This window comes from Blastococcus carthaginiensis (genome assembly GCF_030731085.1).
Classification (GTDB): Bacteria; Actinomycetota; Actinomycetes; order Mycobacteriales; family Geodermatophilaceae; genus Blastococcus; species Blastococcus carthaginiensis.
Genome location: NZ_JASNFN010000012.1, coordinates 95,568 through 108,181, shown reverse-complemented (window position 1 = coordinate 108,181; position 12,614 = coordinate 95,568). Strand labels below are relative to the sequence as shown.

Annotated in this window: 15 protein-coding genes and 1 pseudogene; 6 read left to right on the top strand and 10 right to left on the bottom strand. The window is 74.2% G+C overall.

Annotation, left to right across the window (positions count from 1 at the left end):
• The first annotated feature begins 56 nt into the window (after positions 1-56).
• Positions 57-638, top strand: coding sequence for a DinB family protein (locus QOZ88_RS11980; RefSeq protein ID WP_305999990.1), 582 nt, complete (start codon positions 57-59; stop codon positions 636-638).
• 4 nt (positions 639-642) lie between these two features.
• Here QOZ88_RS11980 and QOZ88_RS11975 read toward each other — a convergent pair whose 3' ends face one another.
• Positions 643-846 (bottom strand): DUF5999 family protein, encoded by a 204-nt coding sequence (locus QOZ88_RS11975; RefSeq protein ID WP_305999989.1) that lies wholly within the window; start codon positions 844-846, stop codon positions 643-645.
• 210 nt (positions 847-1,056) lie between these two features.
• On the bottom strand, positions 1,057-2,019 hold the full coding sequence (gene coaA / locus QOZ88_RS11970; RefSeq protein WP_306000052.1) for a type I pantothenate kinase: 963 nt from the start codon (positions 2,017-2,019) through the stop codon (positions 1,057-1,059).
• A gap of 113 nt (positions 2,020-2,132) precedes the next feature.
• Between coaA and QOZ88_RS11965 the strand changes: the two genes are divergently transcribed.
• On the top strand, positions 2,133-2,945 hold the full coding sequence (locus tag QOZ88_RS11965; protein WP_305999988.1) for a GNAT family N-acetyltransferase: 813 nt from the start codon (positions 2,133-2,135) through the stop codon (positions 2,943-2,945).
• Positions 2,946-2,959: 14 nt separating this feature from the next.
• On the opposite strand, the gene QOZ88_RS11960 is transcribed toward QOZ88_RS11965, so the two are convergent.
• Together QOZ88_RS11960 and QOZ88_RS11955 are read right to left on the bottom strand one after the other, a co-directional pair.
• Positions 2,960-3,835, bottom strand: coding sequence for a serine hydrolase (locus QOZ88_RS11960; RefSeq protein ID WP_305999987.1), 876 nt, complete (start codon positions 3,833-3,835; stop codon positions 2,960-2,962).
• A 156-nt stretch (positions 3,836-3,991) separates the two neighbouring features.
• Positions 3,992-4,537 carry a YbhB/YbcL family Raf kinase inhibitor-like protein gene (locus QOZ88_RS11955; RefSeq protein ID WP_305999986.1) on the bottom strand — a complete coding sequence of 182 codons (546 nt, stop codon included), beginning with the start codon at positions 4,535-4,537 and terminating at the stop codon, positions 3,992-3,994.
• A 156-nt stretch (positions 4,538-4,693) separates the two neighbouring features.
• Here QOZ88_RS11955 and QOZ88_RS11950 point away from each other — a divergent pair, with 156 nt between their 5' ends.
• Positions 4,694-5,437: an HAD family hydrolase gene (locus QOZ88_RS11950; protein ID WP_305999985.1), complete on the top strand. Its 744-nt coding sequence runs from the start codon at positions 4,694-4,696 to the stop codon at positions 5,435-5,437.
• Positions 5,434-7,794, top strand: coding sequence for a glycoside hydrolase family 65 protein (locus QOZ88_RS11945; RefSeq protein WP_305999984.1), 2,361 nt, complete (start codon positions 5,434-5,436; stop codon positions 7,792-7,794). Before QOZ88_RS11950 ends, QOZ88_RS11945 begins: the two co-directional genes overlap by 4 nt.
• 143 nt (positions 7,795-7,937) lie before the next feature.
• On the opposite strand, the gene QOZ88_RS11940 is transcribed toward QOZ88_RS11945, so the two are convergent.
• Entirely contained in the window at positions 7,938-8,654 is a 717-nt protein-coding gene (locus tag QOZ88_RS11940) for a M50 family metallopeptidase (RefSeq protein WP_305999983.1), read from the bottom strand.
• Positions 8,655-8,912: 258 nt separating this feature from the next.
• Between QOZ88_RS11940 and QOZ88_RS11935 the strand changes: the two are divergent.
• A pseudogene (locus QOZ88_RS11935) lies at positions 8,913-9,554 on the top strand (LysE family translocator).
• A gap of 4 nt (positions 9,555-9,558) precedes the next feature.
• Here the strand turns inward: QOZ88_RS11935 and QOZ88_RS11930 are convergent.
• From QOZ88_RS11930 to QOZ88_RS11920, 3 genes are all read right to left on the bottom strand, one after another.
• Positions 9,559-9,753: a hypothetical protein gene (locus QOZ88_RS11930; protein ID WP_305999982.1), complete on the bottom strand. Its 195-nt coding sequence runs from the start codon at positions 9,751-9,753 to the stop codon at positions 9,559-9,561.
• Between the two features lie 73 nt (positions 9,754-9,826).
• Positions 9,827-9,991: a VOC family protein gene (locus QOZ88_RS11925; RefSeq protein WP_305999981.1), complete on the bottom strand. Its 165-nt coding sequence runs from the start codon at positions 9,989-9,991 to the stop codon at positions 9,827-9,829.
• Positions 9,992-10,037: 46 nt separating this feature from the next.
• Complete coding sequence (locus tag QOZ88_RS11920; RefSeq protein ID WP_305999980.1) at positions 10,038-10,628, bottom strand: hypothetical protein; 591 nt, start codon at positions 10,626-10,628, stop codon at positions 10,038-10,040.
• 50 nt (positions 10,629-10,678) lie between these two features.
• On the opposite strand from QOZ88_RS11920, the gene QOZ88_RS11915 reads away from it, so the two are divergent.
• On the top strand, positions 10,679-11,767 hold the full coding sequence (locus QOZ88_RS11915; protein WP_305999979.1) for a DNA glycosylase AlkZ-like family protein: 1,089 nt from the start codon (positions 10,679-10,681) through the stop codon (positions 11,765-11,767).
• Between the two features lie 2 nt (positions 11,768-11,769).
• Here QOZ88_RS11915 and QOZ88_RS11910 read toward each other — a convergent pair whose 3' ends face one another.
• Together QOZ88_RS11910 and QOZ88_RS11905 are read right to left on the bottom strand one after the other, a co-directional pair.
• Positions 11,770-12,072: a transcriptional regulator gene (locus tag QOZ88_RS11910; protein ID WP_305999978.1), complete on the bottom strand. Its 303-nt coding sequence runs from the start codon at positions 12,070-12,072 to the stop codon at positions 11,770-11,772.
• Positions 12,062-12,505 carry a hypothetical protein gene (locus tag QOZ88_RS11905; RefSeq protein WP_305999977.1) on the bottom strand — a complete coding sequence of 148 codons (444 nt, stop codon included), beginning with the start codon at positions 12,503-12,505 and terminating at the stop codon, positions 12,062-12,064. Before QOZ88_RS11905 ends, QOZ88_RS11910 begins: the two co-directional genes overlap by 11 nt.
• Positions 12,506-12,614: the final 109 nt, after the last annotated feature.

The window sequence follows — 12,614 nt, the reverse complement described above, 5'->3', positions numbered from 1 at the left end:
CTCGCGGCGGGCCTCGGGACGGGCCCCTGTCGGCCCCCGGTGGCAGGGTGACGGCCGTGGATGCGAAGACCTCGCTGCGGCACGCCCTCCAGACCGGCCGCGAGGCGCTGCTCTGGAAGCTCGAGGGCCTGACCGGGTACGACGTCCGGCGGCCGATGACGCCGACCGGGACCAACCTGCTGGGGCTGGTGAAGCACCTGTCCTACGTCGAGATGGGTTACTTCGGCCCGACGTTCGGCCGCCCGGTCCCCGAGGTGGAGCCGTGGCTGGCCGACGACCTCGAGCCCAACGCCGACATGTGGGCCACGGCCGGGGAGTCCCGGGACGACGTGCTGGCGCTGTACCGCCGGGCGTGGGCGGTCACCGACGCGACGGTCGCGGAGCTCCCGCTCGACGCGCCGGGGGAGGTGTCCTGGTGGCACCCCGACCGGCGGGCGGTGACCCTGCACCAGGTCCTCGTGCACGTCGTCGCCGAGACGCACCGGCACGCGGGCCACGCCGACGTCGTGCGGGAGATGGTCGACGGGGCGGCCGGCCTCCGGTCGGGCGGCGGCAACCTGCCGGAGGTGGACGCGGCCTGGTGGTCGGGCTACCGGGACCGGCTCGAGCAGGTGGCCCGGGACGCCGCCGGCCGCTGAGCCGTCAGGCCTCGACGAGCTCGGGGGCCAGCCAGACGTGGTGGTCGGGGACGGCCTGGCCGTCGGGGAGCAGTTCGCCGTCGTCGTCGAAGAGGACGACGCCGTTGCAGAGGAGGCGCCAGCCCTGCTCGGGGTGGCTGCTGACGACGGCGGCGAGGTCACGCGCCTCGCTGGCGGCGTCGGGGCAGGGCGATACGTGGTGGCACATGGCGGTTCCTCTTCGTTCGTCATCCACGACGGCCGGTTCGAGTTACGTACCGTGCTCGTCTGACTACTGGATTCGGCAAGTGTGCGCGCCGGCTGAAGCGTCGAGGGGTGAGCTGGGTCACCAAGTCACCCGGAGGAGTCGGCAGGTCCTGCCATGCCGGCCGGGGGTGCCAGGCATCGGCGCAGGTCGGCCTCGGCGTGTCCGGCCCGGCTAGAGCTTGCGGAGCAGGACCCTTCGCACCGAGTGGTCGGCGGATTTCTGCAGCACCAGCCGGGCCCGCGACCGGGTGGGGGCGATGTTGTCCCGCAGGTTCGGGCCGTTCACCGCCGACCAGATGTCCAGCGCGGTCTCCCGGGCCTGGTCGTCGGTCAGCGCGGCGAAGCGGTGGAAGTACGCCGTGGTGTCCTGGAACGCCGTGCGGCGCAGCGCCAGGAACCGCTCGACGTACCAGCGCTGGATGTCGGCCTCCGCCGCGTCGACGTAGACCGAGAAGTCGAAGAAGTCCGACAGGAAGATGTCCGGGGCGGCGCCGTCGCTGCGCCGGCCCGCCTGCAGCACGTTGAGCCCCTCGAGCACGAGGATGTCCGGCCGGTCCACCGCCTGCACCCGGCCGGGCACGATGTCGTAGGACTGGTGGTCGTACACCGGCGCGAACACCTCCTCGCGACCGGACTTCACGTCCGCCAGGAAGCGCAGCAGCGCCCGCCGGTCGTAGCTCTCCGGGAAGCCCTTGCGGCCCAGCAGGCCGCGCTCCTCCAGCACGGCGTTGGGCAGCAGGAAGCCGTCGGTGGTCACCAGGTCGACGCGCGGGACCCCGGGGGTGGCCGCGAGCAGCGTCTGCAGCAGGCGTGCCGTGGTGCTCTTGCCGACGGCGACGCTGCCGGCGACGGCGATGACGAACGGCACCTTGGCGGTCGTGTCCCCGAGGAACTCGCTCTGCGCGGCCCACAGCCGGCGGCTGGCCGTCACGTGCAGGCTCAGCAGGCGGGCCAGCGGCAGGTAGACGGTGGCGACCTCGTCGAGGTCGATGCGGTCGCCGAGGGAGGCCAGCTCCTCCAGCTCCGCCGCGTCGAGGGGCAGGCTCGAGCCGGCCGCGAGCGCCCGCCACGAGTCGCGGTCGAACACCGCGTAGGGCGAGATGGAGCCACGTGTCCCAGCCGTCACGGGCCCCATGGTGCCGTCCACCTCGGGGGAGGGCTGCGCGCGGGTCACCCGGGCGGGTGTCCGGCGGGGATGCCGCGGGCGGGCGGCGGCCCGCCGGGGCGCAGCCGGTCTAGTGTTCTCCCGTGCCTTCCCGCCCGGGGCTGCTCGAGTGCATCGAGCGCTACTTCGCCGTCGCACCGCAGCCGGATGCGCGGATCCAGGTCGCCGGGGCGCTGGACGTCCCGATCGCCGATCCCGCCTGGCCCTACCCGGCCCGGCCCCGGCGCGGCGGCGAGCGGGTGACCGCCGACGACGTCCGCGCGGCGATCGCGCTGCAGAGGGCGGCCGGTCTGCCGGCGGCGCTGGAGTGGATCCCCGAGTGCTCGCCCGAGGTGGCGGTCGCCGTCCGCGCCGCCGGGCTGACGGTCGAGGAGCTGCCGCTGCTGGTGGCCGACGACGATCCCGTCGACGTCGTCCTCCCGGCCGGGGTCCGGCTCTTCCTCGTCGGCGCCGACGACCCGGAGCTGCCGCACTACCAGCACGTGGCCGCGCTGGCCTTCGCCCATCCCGGCGGGGCCGACGACGTGCTCGAGGTGCCGCCGGAGCAGTCGGCCGAGGCGCTGCGGCGCACGGCGGTCCTGCGGGAGCGGATCGCCGAGGGGCGCACGGTCATGATGGTCGCGATGGAGCACGGCAAGCCGGTGGCGGTCGGCTCGCACCAGCCCGTCGACGTCGAGGGCGCCGAGGTCAGCGAGGTCGTCGGGGTGGCGACGCTGCCGCGGCTGCGCGGTCGCGGGCTGGGAGCCGGCCTCGCCTCCGCGCTGACCGCGCACGCCCGGGAGAGCGCGGACCTGGTGTTCCTGGCCGCGGGCGACGACGACGTGGCCCGGGTGTACGAGCGCATCGGCTTCGCCTGGATCGCGACCACCGCCGTCGCCGAGCTGCCGGAGGGCTGAACCCGGCCGCCGCCTCACCTGTCGCGGGGGACCGTCGTCCCGGCGGCCACGGCGGCGCCCGCCGCCGTGAGGGCCGCGCGGGCCGCGTCGTAGCCCACCGACCGCGGGACCTCGCTGAGCAGCACGACCACCGAGGCGCCGGTCACCGCGACCGAGTGCAGGTGCCGCTGCCCGTCGACGCAGCACATCCACCCCTGCTTGACCGCGGCCTCCGCCGGCAGCGTGCCGAAGAGCCCGAACTGCTGGACGAAGCCGTCGGCGGCCACGGGGGTCGCTTCACGCATCCAGCCGAGCAGGGTCGCCGCGTCCTCCGGGTGGGCGACGACGGGTAGCCGGGCGAGGAACCGGGCCAGGTCGTGGGCCGTCGTGACAGCCTGACCCCACTGCCCGGGGATGCGCGCCGGCGGCGGTCCGGTGCCCGCCAGGTCGTAGCGCTCGGCCACGTCCCGCACCATCTGCCCCCCGCCGTACCGCACCCACAGCGTGGACGCGGCCGGGTCGTCGGAGCGGCGGATCATCTCGCGCAGCAGGTCGCGGTCGCCCTCCGTGAGGGCGATGGAGCCGGCGCGGGCCCGGGTGAGGATGTCCTCGGCCATGAACAGCTTGACCATGGACGCGGTCGGGAAGGGCCGGTCGGCCACCGGGCCGTTGTCGGAGCCGTACGCGAGCCTGCGCAGCAGACGCGCCTCGGCGGCGCGGACGCTGCCCTCGGTGATGCGGCTCTGCCGGCGGTCGACGACGACCGCCAGCGTGCCGGCCGACCCGTACGCCTGCACCGCGTCGGCCACGAGCGCGGCCGGCGGTGCACCGCCGGCCGCGGCACGCCCGGGGCGGAAGGCCTCCAGGGCGAGCAGCTGCACGACCGTGAGCACGGCCGTGATCAGCAACACCGCCAGAGCACCGGATCGGTGTCGGGCAACCGGATGGGACACGCCCCGACTCATTCCCCGTCCGGGCGAGGATTCACCGCGGCCGCTGCGTCCTCGCGGCACACCGGGGTGGCCGTACCGCTGCGCAACCGGACGGCCGCGCAGCGGTGGCGCCGGCTACTGCTGCTCGTAGGTGGCCACCAGCGTGGCCCGGGCGAGGGTGTGCGAGAACAGGTTGAAGCCCAGCACCGCGGGGGTGGTGGAGGCGTCGACGTCGAGCCGGTCGGTGTCGACGGCGTGCACCACCACGAAGTAGCGGTGCGGGCCGTGGCCCGGCGGGGGAGCGGCGCCGACGAACCCGGCGAAGCCGCCGTCGTTGCGCAGCTGCACCGCGCCCTCGGGCAGCTGCGGGGCGTCCTTGTCACCCGCACCGCCGGGCAGCTCGGTCACCGACGCCGGGATGTTCGCCACCGCCCAGTGCCAGAAGCCGCTGGCGGTCGGGGCGTCCGGGTCGTAGACGGTCACGGCGAAGCTGCGGGTGCCCTCGGGGAAGCCGGACCAGGACAGCTGCGGTGAGCGGTCCTCGCCGCCCGCGCCCATGACACCGCTCACGTGCGGCATCGGCATCGGCTGCCCGTCGGAGACGTCGCTGCTGGTCACGGTGAAGCCCGGCACCTGCGGCAGGAAGTCGTAGGGGTTGGGCGGGGTGGGCCGGTCGGCCATGGTGGTCCTCTCCCTCGATGGCGTGGCGTGGCTGGTCGGGGCCGCCGGAGCGTCCCCGTCGGACCCTAGGCAGCGCGGCGGCGCGGCGCCCGTCGGAACCCGGCGCCGGCGCACTCCCGAGGCGTGCGGGATGCCCGGCGCCGGTAGCGTCGCGGCGTGTCCACCTCCCGATCGGTCGGCCTCCCCGATGGCGTCCGGGCCTGCCTGTTCGACCTCGACGGCGTCCTCACGCGCACCGCCACGGTGCACATGGCGGCCTGGAAGCGGACCTTTGACGCGTTCCTGCGGGCACGCGATCCCGCGGCCCCGGAGTTCACGCAGGACGACTACAACCGGCACGTCGACGGCAAGCCGCGGGCCGACGGCGTGCGCGATTTCCTCGCCAGCCGGGGAATCGTGCTGCCCGAGGGCGAGCACGGCGACCCGGCGGACGCGGAGACCGTGCAGGGGGTGGCCACCCGCAAGAACGACCTGGTCCAGCGTGAGCTCGACGAGCACGGCGTCGAGGTGTACGAGGGCTCGGTGCGCTACCTGCGGGCGGTGAAGGAGGCGGGGTTCGCCACCGCGGTGGTGACCGCCTCGGCCAACGGCGAGCAGGTGGTGGCCGCAGGCGGGTTCGCCGACCTGATCGACACGCGGGTCGACGGCGTCGTCGCCCGGCAGCAGGGGCTGGCCGGCAAGCCGTCGCCCGACACCTTCCTCGCCGGGGCCCACGCCCTCGGGGTGACGCCGCAGGAGGCCGTGGTGTTCGAGGACGCCCTGGCCGGGGTGTCCGCCGGCCGGGCGGGCGGCTTCGCCTTCGTCGTCGGCGTGGACCGCGTCGGCCACGCCGACGGTCTGCGGGAGGCCGGGGCCGACGTGGTCGTCACCGACCTGGCCGAGCTGCTGGACCGGTCGTGACGGAGGGGCGGGCGGTCTTCCCGGTCGAGCCCTGGGCGCTCACCGAGGTCGGGCTGGACCACGACAGCCTCGGCGTGCACGAGTCGGTGTTCGCCCTCGCCAACGGGCACCTGGGCATGCGCGGCTCGCTGGAGGAGGGCGAACCGGTCGTCATCCCCGGCACGTACCTCAACGGCTTCTTCGAGGAGCGGCCGCTGCCCTACGCCGAGGCCGGCTACGGGTTCCCCGAGATGGGGCAGACCGTCGTCAACGTGACCGACGGCAAGCTGATCCGGCTCCTGGTGCGGGATTCGCCGCTGGACCTCAACTACGGCGAGATCATCGACCACCGGCGCTCCCTGGACCTGCGCGCCGGCGTCCTCCGCCGGTCGACCGAGTGGCGTTCGCCCAGCGGCCGGACCGTGCGGGTGACCAGCACGCGCCTGGTGTCGCTGGCGCGGCGGTCGATCGCCGCGATCGAGTACCAGGTGGAGGTCACCGACGACCTCGGCGACCTCTACGTCGCCCTCCAGTCCGACCTGCTGGCCAACGAGGACGGCGCTCCCGACGGCGACCGCGATCCGCGCGGCGCCGCCGCGCTGGCCCGTCCGCTGGAGTGCGAGCTCGCCGCCGGTCGCGGCCGGCGCGCGGTGCTGGTGCACCGCACGAAGCGCAGCCGGCTGCGCCTGGCGGCCGGCATGGACCACGTCATCGACATCCCCGACAGCTCCACCGAGGACATCGAAGCCGCGGGTGACCTGGCCCGGTACACCCTGGCAGCGCGCATCCCGCCCGGCGGGTCATTGAAGATCATCAAGTTCCTCGCCTACGGCTGGTCGTCGCGGCGCTCCAGCCCGGCGCTCCGCGACCAGGTGGAGGCGGCGCTGGCGACGGCCAAGCTCGCCGGCTTCGAGCGCCTGCTGCGGGAGCAGCGGGAGCTGCTGGCCCAGCACTGGGACGAGGCCGACGTCGAGATCCAGGGGGACGACGAGCTGCAGCAGGCCGTCCGGGTCGGCTTGTTCCACGTCCTGCAGGCCGGGCTCCGCGCCGAGCGGCAGGCCATCCCGGCCAAGGGGCTGACCGGCCCGGGCTACGACGGGCACACCTTCTGGGACACCGAGACCTACGTGCTGCCGGTGCTCACCTACACCGCGCCGCACGCCGCGCGGGACGCGCTCATCTGGCGGCACACCACGCTCGGACTGGCCCGGGAGCGGGCCCACGTGCTCGGCCTGCGCGGGGCCGCGTTCCCCTGGCGGACGATCCGGGGGGAGGAGACCTCGGGCTACTGGCCGGCGGGCACCGCGGCCTTCCACATCAACGCCGACATCGCCGACGCCGTCGTCCGCTACTTCGACGCCACCCTGGACGACGCATTCGACCGCGACTACGGGGCCGAGCTGCTGATCGAGACCGCCCGGTTGTGGGCGTCGCTGGGGCACTTCGACGCCGAGCACGGTTTCCGGATCGACGGCGTGACCGGGCCGGACGAGTACACGGCCGTGGTGGACAACAACGTGTACACGAACCTCATGGCGCAGCGGAACCTCCGCGAGGCCGCCGCCGCGGTGGCCCGGCAGCCCCTGGTGGCCGGGCGGCTCGCGGTGACCGACGAGGAGGTGGAGGAGTGGCTGCGGGCGGCGTCGCTGATGGCGGTGCCCTACGACACCCGGCACGGGGTGCACATGCAGTCCGACGGTTTCACCCACCACGAGGACTGGGACTTCGCGGCGACACCCGACGAGCGCTACCCGCTGCTGCTGCACTACCCCTACTTCGACCTGTACCGGAAGCAGGTGGTCAAGCAGGCGGACCTGGTGATGGCCCTGCACCTGCGGGGTGACGCGTTCACCCTCGAGGAGAAGATCGCCGACTTCGCCTACTACGAGCAGCGCACCACCCGCGACTCCTCGCTCTCGGCGATCCAGCAGGCGGTCGTCGCCGCCGAGACCGGTCACCTCGAGCTCGCCCACCAGTACTGGGCCGAGGCGGCGCTCACGGACATCCAGAACCTGCACCACAACTCCGGCCACGGCCTGCACATCGCCTCGCTGGCCGGTGGGTGGACCGTCGCAGTCGCCGGCTTCGGCGGGCTGCGCGACCACGGCGGTGAGCTCACCTTCGCGCCGCGCCTGCCCCGACGGATCAGCCGGCTGCGCTTCCGGGTGGTGTACCGCGGCCGCAAGCTCACCGTCACCGTGGAGCGGGACCGGGCCACCTACCGCCTGGTGGACGGCGATCCGCTGGACATCCGGCACCACGGCCGGCAGGTGCGCATCGACCACGATGACGTGGTGCTCGAGCTGCCGCCGCCCCCCGACGTCGCCCCGGTGCACCAGCCGCACGGGCGGAAGCCGCGGCGGCGCTCCCGCGGCTGAACGCCACGTCCACCCCCGGCGGGCGGTGGGCGAGCCCCGCGATCCCGACCCTGTGCGGTCGCGACCGTGCCCACGGGTCCGGCCGCATCGCGCCCGGCGCAGCAGCCGTTTCGTATAACCGTTATCCCCAACATCCAAGCGATTCAGTCGATGGTGGCGTCGAACAGGAACGTCGCCCCCAGAACCAGGGCACCGACGTCGACGACCAGGAAGGCGCCCACCCAGAACAGGGCGGGGAACGGGGTGAGCCGGGCCAGTTGGTCGGCGTCGGAGTCCCGGGCGCCCCGCCGCCGGCGGGCGCGCTGCAGCTCGAGCACGGCGCGCGGCGCAGCCAGGAGCAGGAACCAGGTGGCGACGGCGGCGAAGACAGCCTGGCCGATCGGCGGGAGCCACCAGGTCGCGGCGAAGACGACGGCGCCGGTGACGAGCACCGACCACAGCCCGTACCAGTTGCGGATCTGCACCAGCAGCAGCGCGAGGAGCAGCAGCAGCGCCCAGAGCAACCCGACGGCGTGCCCGGCGGCGAGCAGGGCGGCTGCGCCGAGCCCGAAGAGCGCGGGACCGGTGTAGCCCGCACCGCACGTGAGCACCATGCCGAGCCCCGTCGGGCGTCCGGCGGAGACGGTCAGGCCGGAGGTGTCCGAGTGCAGCCGGATGCCGGAGAGCCGCCGCCCGGCCGCCAGCGCCACGAGTCCGTGCGCGCCCTCGTGGGCGATCGTCACCACGTTGCGGGCCGGCCGCCACAGCGCGGGGGAGAGGACCACCAGCGCGGCGACGGCGGCGGTGCCGAGCAGCGCCGCCGTCGGGAGGTCCGGCACCGTCGCCGTCACGCGGGCCCAGAAGCGGCCGAGGACCTCCACGCCCGGCAGTCAACCGCATGGACCTGGTAGCAACGGGGAGCGGCCGGGGTGTCGGCCGAGGCAGGGCTCACACCGCCGCGGGGGACGCGCCGTCACCGCAGGATCCTGGAGGCATGACGACGCGCACCGCCCCGGTGGGAGCAGGCGGCAGTGGTGGCTGCAGGGCCGGCGCTGGCGGGACCGCTGACCCACCGCACCACCCGGGTGCCCGGCAGAATCACGTCGACGTCCTGACCGGCGCGCTGCCACCATCGCGGCGTGGACCTGCTGGTGTCGCTGCCTGCCTTCCTGCTCGCGGTGCTGCTGATCTCGGCCACGCCCGGCCCCGCCATGGCGCTCGTCTTCCGGCGAGCCGCTCTGCGCGGGTGGCGCGCCTCCGTGCCGACCGTCCTCGGGCTCGAGCTCGGGATCTACGTCTGGGCGCTGGCCGCAGGTGCCGGTCTGGCGGCGTTGGTGGCGGCGTCGGAGGCGGCCTACCTCGTCCTGCGCGTGGTGGGTGCTGCCGTCCTGCTGTACCTGGGTGGGCGGGCGCTCTGGGCGGCGTGGCGGGACAGGGGCGCGCTCCCACCCGAGGTGCCGGCGCGCGCGGCCGGCCGCCGGGGCTGGTAGACCGCCTTCGGCGAGGGCTTGCTCGTGCAGCTGGCGAACCCGAAGGCCGCCGTCTTCATGCTGGCGTTCTACCCGCAGTTCGTGCCCGCCGACGGCCCGGTGTTCGCGACGACGGCCTTGCTCGCGCTGCTGCAGGTCACGGTGGAGACCGGGCTCTACCTCGGCCTGGCCGCCGCGGTGGCCAGGGCGGGCACGTGGTTCCGCCGTCCCCGGGTCCGGCGGCGGTTGGAGGCGGCCAGCGGCACGGTGCTGGTGGTCCTGGGGCTGCGGGTCGCCGTCTCCAGCCGCTGAGCTGTCAGTTCCCCGGTTTGACCGCCTTGCCCCGCTCCTGCTCCGCGTCGTCGGCCTCGTAGGCGCCGGGGATCGCCTGCGCGGCGCCGCCGTCGTCCGTGCCCGGCGTGAGCGGCCGGTCGGTCAGGTTCGCGGGGCCGGGGGAGGGGGTGCCACCTGGTTCGCGCTGCTCGTCGGTGTCGGGACGGGCCTCGGTCACGGAGTCCTCCAGCGGCTCGGGTGCACGGTCCGCGGACGCCTACCCCGTGCCGGGCGCTGGGGAACCCGCTGCGTCACAGCTGCTGCGTCAGGTTCACGGCGTTGCCGTCGGGACCGGTGACGTGCACGACGCGCTGGCCCCACGGCATGTCGTTCGACCCGTGCGGGGCCGCACCGCCGAGCGTGGCGACGCGGGGGAGGACCACGTCGACGTCGGGCACCTCGATGCTCAGCAGCACCCGGCCCGGTGCAGGGTGGACGGCCCGCGCCCGGGGAACTGAGCGGTCACCCCTCGGGGGTGAACAGCCAGCGGGCGAACGCCGCCTCCTCGTGCAGCTCCGTGCGCCACAGCACCGACAGGCGGAAGGCCCCGGGGGCGACGACGAGCAGCGGGCTCGCGTCGGTGGCCGTGTCGTCCTCGAGGGCGGCGGAGTGCGGCGTCGGGCCGGGCGACTCGGGCAGCAGGAAGGCGCCGTCCTCCCCGGTGCCGTCGAGCGCCGCGCTGATGAACGCGAACCGGCCGCTGGGCACGGCGACGACGTCGCCGGTCTGGTCGTCGGTCGCGGGGAACGCGAGCGCGGTGTCGAGGGCGGTCCGGTAGTCGTCGGCGGCCGCCTGGACGACGGCGATGCCGCCGTCGTCGGCGCGGAAGACCTCCAGCCAGCCCTCGTCGCCGACCTCGGGGTCGGTGAGCACCAGCGCCGCGGTGCCACCGTCCAGCGGGATGCCGGTCAGCTGGTAGCCCAGCTGGGGGACCAGGGCCTCGTACGCCTGCTCGCTCATGCCCCGCCAGGCCGGGAGCAGATCGCCGTCCAGGGCGAGGAACGGTTCGCCGTTGGTCCAGCAGCGGCCGACGTGGGTCCAGGTGCGGTGCATGGTCCGATCATCGCCCCCGCGCGCATGCCGCCGCCGCTACGGTTCGGCAGATGTCGGCGCACAGGCTGGACCGGGACGAAGCGCGGGCGATCGCCGTGCGCGCCCAATGGCTGGGCCGCCACCGCCCGGAGAACCTGCTGGCGACCGTCCGGCACCTGATGCTCCTCCAGGTCGACCCCACAGCGGCCGTCGCACCCAGCGCCGACCTGGTGGCCTGGAGCCGGCTCGGGAGCAGCTACCACCCGGAGCAGCTGACCCGGGCACTCGAGGACCGCAGCCTGGTGGAGCACAACGCGCTGGTCCGGCCGATGGAGGACATCGCGCTGTTGCTGGCGGGCATGGCCCGCTGGCCCAGTCGGGAGGCGCCGCGTGAGTGGCTCCGGGCCAACGAGTCGTTCCGGCGCGACGTCGTCGAGCGACTGCGCTCGTCGGGGCCGCTGCTCTCCCGCGAGATCCCCGACACGAGCTCGGTGCCGTGGGCCTCCACGGGCTGGACCGACGACCGCAATGTCACTCAGATGCTCGAGTTCCTCATGATGCGCGGCGAGGTCGCGATCGCGGGGCGGCGCGGTCGGCAGCGCCTGTGGGACGTCGCAGACCGGGTCTACCCGCCCGGGATGCCGGTCGTCCCGGAGGACGAGGCCCGGCGCATCCGCGCCGAGCGGCGCCTGCGGGCACTGGGCATCGCGCGCGAGAAGGGCGCCTCGGTGCCGGGCGAGCCGGTGGACGTGGGGGACACGGGGGAGCCGGCGGTGGTCGAGGGGGTCCCGGGCACGTGGCGGGTCGACCCCAACGCCCTCGGCCGCCCGTTCCTGGGCAGAACCGCGTTGCTCTCCCCGTTCGACCGCCTCGTGCACGACCGCGTGCGCACACAGGAGATCTTCGGCTTCGAGTACGTGCTGGAGATGTACAAGCCGAAGGCCCGCCGACGCTGGGGCTACTTCGCACTCCCGGTGCTGCACCACGACAAGCTCGTCGGGAAACTGGACGCGGTCGCTGACCGGTCGGCCGGGCGGTTCGTGGTGAACGAGCTCCACGAGGACGTCCCGCTCACCGCTTCGGCCAGGGACGAGGTCCGTGCCGAGATCGAGGCCCTCGCCGGCTGGCTCGGGTTGGCCGTGACCGACCGTGCCTCCTGAGGTCAGGCACCGTCGGCGGCGACGATCTCCTGCAGCGCGCGCACGTGGCCACGGTAGGCATGCTTTCCCTCGGCGGTCAGGGCGAGCCAGAGCCGGCTGCGGGCATCGCGGACGCCCTTTTCCTGTGTGACGTAACCGGCGTCGACGAGCTGGGACAGCTGCTTGCTGAGCGCTGACTTCGAGAGGCCGAGCTTCTCCTGCAGTGCACCGAACTCGACCTTCTGGGCGGCGCTGAGCATCGCGCAGATGCGCAGCCGGTGAGGGGCGTGGATGACCTCGTCGAAGGCGGGGGCGTCAGCGGGCATGCCCGAACTCGCGAACGTAGCGCTCGCCGGTGACGAGCACGGTGGTCGCGGTGACCGCCGCGCACGGGAACCAGATCCACCAGGCGTCGGTGGTGGCCTCGACCAGCCAGCCGATCCCAAAGGTCCCCAGGATGACGGTCAGGTACGCGGCCATGTCGCCCACCTTCACCGAGGCGCCGGAGACGCCGTCGGCGTTGAACCAGTAGCGGTGGGCGAGCAGGGCCATGAGCACCACCAGCGGGAGCACCACGATGCCGGCGGTCCTCGGAGGCAGCAGTTGCGCGAGGGTGACCCCCGCGACGACGGCGGCTCCCACGAGGAAGAACCACCGCGGGATCGGCGGGTACCGGACGGCGTCCTCGTCCCTCGCGAGCTGGGCGAGAGCGTCCCGGGCCTCCTGGGGAGACGGCGTCCGATCGCTTGGCGTTTCCATGCTGGAAACAGTAGGACAGAGTTTCCTAGGAGGCAACGCTCGCGAGTGGGCCGGTGTGGCCGCGCGCCCGGGCGCCATCCTCGCCTTAGTCCGACTTGGCCAGGATGCT

What these genes read in the sequence shown, in the direction of transcription:
- QOZ88_RS11920 (WP_305999980.1), bottom strand. Translation starts at nt 10,628, where the DNA reads ATGCACCGCACCTGGACCCACGTCGGCCGCTGCTGGACCAACGGCGAA.
- QOZ88_RS11975 (WP_305999989.1), bottom strand. Translation starts at nt 846, where the DNA reads ATGTGCCACCACGTATCGCCCTGCCCCGACGCCGCCAGCGAGGCGCGT.
- QOZ88_RS11955 (WP_305999986.1), bottom strand. Translation starts at nt 4,537, where the DNA reads ATGGCCGACCGGCCCACCCCGCCCAACCCCTACGACTTCCTGCCGCAG.
- QOZ88_RS11915 (WP_305999979.1), top strand. Translation starts at nt 10,679, where the DNA reads ATGTCGGCGCACAGGCTGGACCGGGACGAAGCGCGGGCGATCGCCGTG.
- QOZ88_RS11910 (WP_305999978.1), bottom strand. Translation starts at nt 12,072, where the DNA reads ATGCCCGCTGACGCCCCCGCCTTCGACGAGGTCATCCACGCCCCTCAC.
- QOZ88_RS11905 (WP_305999977.1), bottom strand. Translation starts at nt 12,505, where the DNA reads ATGGAAACGCCAAGCGATCGGACGCCGTCTCCCCAGGAGGCCCGGGAC.
- coaA (WP_306000052.1), bottom strand. Translation starts at nt 2,019, where the DNA reads ATGGGGCCCGTGACGGCTGGGACACGTGGCTCCATCTCGCCCTACGCG.